This is a genomic window from Edaphobacter sp. (assembly GCF_035532915.1).
In the GTDB taxonomy this organism is placed as follows: Bacteria; Acidobacteriota; Terriglobia; order Terriglobales; family Acidobacteriaceae; genus Edaphobacter.
On record NZ_DATKQC010000187.1, the window covers coordinates 1 to 4,571 of the forward strand.

The 4,571-nt window shown below is 57.7% G+C and carries 6 protein-coding genes; 1 reads left to right on the forward strand and 5 read right to left on the reverse strand.

The genetic code is table 11. The features are described from left to right. The first annotated feature begins 169 nt into the window (after window positions 1–169). Window positions 170–1,195, forward strand: coding sequence for a M28 family peptidase (locus VMU57_RS08960; RefSeq protein ID WP_325382579.1), 1,026 nt, complete (start codon window positions 170–172; stop codon window positions 1,193–1,195). Between the two features lie 52 nt (window positions 1,196–1,247). Here VMU57_RS08960 and VMU57_RS08965 read toward each other — a convergent pair whose 3' ends face one another. The 5 genes from VMU57_RS08965 to nadA form a co-directional block, all read right to left on the reverse strand. Then, complete coding sequence (locus tag VMU57_RS08965) at window positions 1,248–1,793, reverse strand: carboxymuconolactone decarboxylase family protein (protein ID WP_325382581.1); 546 nt, start codon at window positions 1,791–1,793, stop codon at window positions 1,248–1,250. An 83-nt stretch (window positions 1,794–1,876) separates the two neighbouring features. Beyond that, on the reverse strand, window positions 1,877–2,416 hold the full coding sequence (locus tag VMU57_RS08970) for a peroxiredoxin (protein ID WP_325382583.1): 540 nt from the start codon (window positions 2,414–2,416) through the stop codon (window positions 1,877–1,879). Between the two features lie 229 nt (window positions 2,417–2,645). Then, entirely contained in the window at window positions 2,646–3,068 is a 423-nt protein-coding gene (locus VMU57_RS08975) for a transcriptional repressor (protein WP_325382585.1), read from the reverse strand. 79 nt (window positions 3,069–3,147) lie between these two features. After that, the gene (locus VMU57_RS08980; protein WP_325382587.1) at window positions 3,148–3,585 is read right to left on the reverse strand and encodes a DUF2203 domain-containing protein; all 438 of its coding nucleotides are present in this window, start codon (window positions 3,583–3,585) and stop codon (window positions 3,148–3,150) included. Between the two features lie 12 nt (window positions 3,586–3,597). Continuing rightward, window positions 3,598–4,571: quinolinate synthase NadA (gene nadA / locus VMU57_RS08985; RefSeq protein ID WP_325382589.1), on the reverse strand; the 974-nt coding region annotated here is incomplete at its 5' end.

Genomic DNA, 4,571 nt, shown 5'->3' on the forward strand with positions numbered 1-4,571 from the left:
GCGATTACCAAAACGAACCATGGCACTCCTGCAGCCCGTGCTCTCATCCTCGATCCCCTTGCAGCCATCTTCGCAGCACCAGTTCGCTTCTCAAAATGAGTGTAGTCTTCGCTTCGATATAATCTGCGCCATGTCTTCGCCGAGGCACGCATATCTCCTGAAATCTGCCATGCTCTGGCTGCTTGTTGCGAGTCCTGCCCTGAATGGTCAGCGGGTGCAGTCGTTTGACTCGTCACCTGCGCAAACAGCATCATCGTCTTCCAACTTTCAGCAGGAAGTCCGCGCCGACATGGCCTTCCTCGCGGACGACGCGCTGCATGGCCGCGGCTCCGCCACACGCGACGAGCATATCGCCGCCCTCTTTGCCGCCTCGCAATTCCAGTCTCTCGGACTCGAGCCGGGCGGTGACAATGGCACCTTTCTGCAGAAGGTTCCCTTACCCAATCCTCTTCCTGCCAACATCAAGCAGCGTCTCTCGAAGTTTGAAGACACGCCCCGCAAAGAGACCTGGAACGCCATCGCGATTCTGCGCGGCAGCACAGCGCCCGGCGAGACCATCCTGCTCACCGCGCACCTCGACCACCTCGGCATCGGCCCCGCCGTCAACGGCGACAGCATCTACAACGGGGCGGACGACGACGCCTCGGGAACCACAGCCGTTCTCACCCTCGCTCACCTTCTTGCCACCGGAAGCCGTCCACGCCGCACCATCGTCTTTGCACTCTTCGGATCGGAGGAGCTCGGAGGCTTCGGCAACCGCGCTTTCCTCGCGCATCCGCCCGTGCCGCTGGCCAGCATCGTAGCCAATCTCGAATTCGAGATGATCGGGCGACCCGACCCCGCCGTTCCCGCTGGAACTCTTTGGCTCACCGGCTTCAACCGCACCAATCTTGGACCTGAGCTGGCAAAACACGGCGCTCGCCTGGTCAACGATCCGCACAAGAGCCAGCATTTCTTTCGCCGCTCCGATAACTACGCCCTGGCACAACAAGGCATCATCGCCCAAACCGTCTCCAGCTTCGGCCTCCACAAGGACTACCACCAGCCCAGCGACGAACTCCGCAGCATCGACTTCGCCCACATGACGAATGCCATTGCTTCCATGGTCGCCCCTATCAGTTGGCTGGCAAACACTACATGGAAGCCTCAGTGGAACTTGGCCCGCAAGCCCTGGCATCGTGCAGCCGCAAAATAAAAAGACGCGAGCCGATGCCCGCGCCTTCCTTGACCTCTCAAAGTAACCGCGATTAAATCGAAGCTGTAGGCGAAGCCTTCTCCGAATCAAGCACAACACCAATCGCATGAATCACCGCAGTAACGCGGATAGCAGCGTTGATCAGTTCTTCCGTGGCGCCCTTCTCCCGCAACACTTTCTCGTGCGAGTCGACACACTTGCCGCAGGCGTTTACCGCGCTCACTGCAAGGCACCACAGCTCGAAGTCCAGCGCTTCCACCGAATGCCCGCGCAGCACATTCATCCGCAACCGCGACGGCAGCGTCGCGTACTTTTCGTTGTTCGTCAGGTGGTGAAAGCGGTAATAAATATTGTTCATGCCCATGATCGCCGCAGCGGCCTTCGCCGCGTCCAGCGCCCCTGGACTCAGCACCGCCTCAGCCTCTGCGATGACCTCCGTCGTCAACTCCGAGCTTCGCGTAGCAATTGCGGCTACCACAACCGTGCCCCACAACTGTTGCGGAGTCAGCTCCGTATTCTGCTTTACCAGCGAAGAATAGTTCAGCTTCAAATCCTTCGCATATGCAGGCAACCCACCAATCAGATCTTCTAGTGCCATCTCATCCATCCTTCCCCCGTCAGGGATTCATGCTACAGAAAAGGCGCGGCATTCAGCAGCCGCGCCCTTCCGCCAAAAGCAATCTACGCCAGAGTGGCTTCGCCCTTCTGCCAATTGCAGGGGCACAGCTCGTCAGTCTGCAGGGCATCGAGCACCCGCAGCACCTCCTGCGGATTGCGCCCGACCGACAGATCGGTCACATAGATAAATCGGATCACGTTCTCCGGGTCCACAATAAACGTCGCCCGTTGCGCCACACCCGCCTGCTCATCCAGAATGCCCAACTGGCCGCAAAGATCGCGCCTGATGTCGGACAGCATAGGGAATGGCAGATCTTTCAGGTCGGCATGGTGAGTGCGCCACGCGGCATGAACATATTCGTTGTCCGTGCTGCCGCCGAGAATCTGGCAATCGCGGTCTGCAAACTCACTATTCAACTTACCGAACGCCGCAATCTCAGTCGGACACACAAAGGTAAAATCCTTCGGCCAGAAAAAATAAAGCTTCCATTTGCCCGGAAAAGACTCGTTCGTAATCGTGGTAAATGCCTTTGCCTCATCCTTATCGGTTGAAACAGTCGCGGTGACACTATAGTTGGGAAACTTCTCTCCAATTTGCAGCATGTACGGTAACTCCTTTTAGATACAGTTCCGCTCTTCCGCCCATCGAAAGAGCGATTGATGACAGTCAATCCAGGTATGCAGTCTCATCAGGAGACAACGTTGCCTACAAGCCGAAACACCCTGTAAACAGGCTGGTTCCGCTTACCTTTGAGCAGATGAACGTAGTCTGTTCACTCATTCTTCCTTCTCTACATCTCTTCCACCTTGCAGACGATCGCTTTGACGATGCCTATTGACACTTCGCGCACAGCCCAATGACGTCCACCGCATAACGCTCCACCAGAAAACCTCCCGGCAGCCGCGTCCGTTTCGATACCAGTCCCAATTCCTGCTCTCCGATATCGGTGATTGCCTTGCAATTCGAACACACCATGTGGTGGTGCGCCTCGCTGTTCATCTCCACGCGGACCGAGCCATGATGCATGCTCATCTTGCGAAAGACGCCGCTCTCCACAAAGAGATGAATGTTCTTGTAAACCGTAGCCAGAGAGATCGCCGGAATCTTCTTCTTTACCCGGGCATAGACCTCTTCCGGGCTGGGATGTCCACTCATCCCCTGCATCACTTCGTACAGCACCTGCCGCTGATGCGTCACGGCGATGCCATGTTCAGCACAAAGTTCACGAAACGTATTGGCTGCGGCAACCTGCACTCAGTCAGTATAGCTCATATCAAACGATAATTGTTATCATTCAATAAGATTAGTTAGTAGTAGATTTTCTACAGCCTCACTAATTCAGCCGTTCGCGCTCCGGCTTTCCAAACCCGGCATCGAGCGGCTTCCGCCCGGCAAAGCCATCCTCCGGCTCATGCCAGTGGGTGATCGCATCCTCGCCGAGCTTCCAGCAGAGCATCACCGTCTTGCCGTCCATCACGCAGGGAAAATCGAGCAAGCCCTCCTCAAGGTCCTGCACCTGCACGCCGATCGCTTCGATCTCGCCCAGCGTGTCAGTCGCCTCCTGTGCTGCCTTGTCGCGCTCCGCCCGTCGCTTCGCCGCGACCGCCACATCCACGCGCATGCCTCCTGACAGAAAGATGCGATAGCTCAACTGCTGCATCTCCGCTTCCAACGTACCGGTGCGAAGCCCAGCTCCCTGTGCCTTTCGCAGCAGGGTCTCCAGCACCCGCAACATCGTCTGCGCCTCACCCAATGTAAACGTCTTACCCACGGCCCTTCCCTCTCACGAAACCTCCAGCATACGGTCGAGCGCCACCCGCGACCACTGCTTCACATCCTCATCCACCTTGATGCGGTTCACCACCCGGCCTTCAACCAGATTCTCGAGCGCCCATGCCAGGTGCTGCGGCGAAATGCGATACATCGTCGTGCACAGACAACCGGCATCGTCCAGCGTAATCACGCGCTTGCCCAGCGGAGCGAACCGCTTCGCCAGCCGGTTCACCAGATGAATCTCCGTACCCACGGCAAAGCTCGAGCCTTCGGGAGCATCCTCGATGCACTTGATGATCCGTTCGGTCGAGCCAACCGCATCGGCCTTCTGGCAGACCTCCCAGCGACATTCGGGATGCACGATCACCTGCATCCCCGGCTCCTCGCGGCGCACGCGGTCGACATGCTCCGGCAGAAAGCGCTGATGCACCGAGCAGTGTCCTTTCCACAAGATCACCTTCGCAGCCTTCAACCTGTCAGGGCTAACGCCGCCATTGATCTGATACGGGTCCCAAACCACCATCTGCTCACGCGGAATGCCCATGGCAAACGCCGTATTCCGGCCCAGGTGCTGGTCGGGCAAAAACAGAATCTTCCCTGCCCGCGCAAACGCCCACTCAAAAGCTCCACGAGCATTCGAGGAAGTGCACACCAGCCCGCCGCGTTCTCCGCAAAAAGCCTTGATCGACGCAGCCGAATTCATATAAGTCAGCGGAATCAGTCCACCCGAAGCTTCGCTGGTCAATCCAGCACGCTCCAGCGAGTCCCAGCAATCTTCTACCTGGCCAATCTCAGCCATATCGGCCATCGAACAGCCCGCATTCAGGTCGGGCAGAATCACCTGCTGCCATGGCTGAGCGAGAATGTCCGCCGTCTCTGCCATGAAGTGAACACCGCAGAACAGCATGTACTTCGCATTGGTCTCCGCCGCCGCTTTGCTCAGCTTGTAGCTGTCGCCGGTGTAGTCGGCAAACCGTATCACCT